We start from the raw sequence: 656 nt of genomic DNA on the forward strand, positions 1-656 counted from the left end.
TCCCAGACAGACCAGGCTTTGGCCGCCTGGATCTGCTCCAGCTCGTTGGCACTGGTCAGCCGCTTGTAATAGGCGGAGACCATGTCGCCCCGCTCATCCATCGGGATCGGGGCCTCGAAGTCCAACCAGTAATCGGGAAACACCCGACTCGCACCTTCCTGGTAAAACCAGTGGATGTCCTGGGGCCGACACAGGAAGATGCCCCGCAACACCAAACCCGACACCCGGTCCGGATGGAGCTGGGCGTAAACCAGGCTGAGCGTCGACCCCCAGCTGCCACCGAACAGCAGCCATTTGTCCACGCCCAGGAAGGAACGCACCGTCTCCATGTCCTCAACCAGCTTGTCGGTGCTGTTACCCTCCAGCTCCGCCAGGGGCGTGGAACGGCCGGCTCCGCGCTGGTCCATCAGGATGATCCGGAATCGCTCGGCATCGAAAAAGCGGCGATGGAAATCCTCGCACCCACCACCGGGACCGCCGTGAACCACCAGCACGGGAATGCCCTCCGGGTTGCCGCACTCCTCCACGTACAATTCGTGCGGCGGATCCACGGCGATACGATGTTGGGCGTTGGGCTTGAGCTCAGGAAAGAGTGTGAGCATGCGGCACTCCGGACAGGGGTTTTACCCGGAGTTTAGCTGAACTGAACGAAAAAG

General features: G+C 61.7%; 1 protein-coding gene. It reads right to left on the reverse strand.

Translation table 11 applies throughout. From position 1 onward, the window contains the following. Positions 1-602 (reverse strand): prolyl aminopeptidase (gene pip / locus ACFC20_RS17660; RefSeq protein WP_375194124.1); only part of this gene is annotated, 602 nt, incomplete at its 3' end. Between the last annotated feature and the right edge of the window lie 54 nt (positions 603-656).

Origin of the sequence: Marinobacter sp. (assembly GCF_041984545.1) — a bacterium.
Classification (GTDB): Bacteria; Pseudomonadota; Gammaproteobacteria; order Pseudomonadales; family Oleiphilaceae; genus Marinobacter.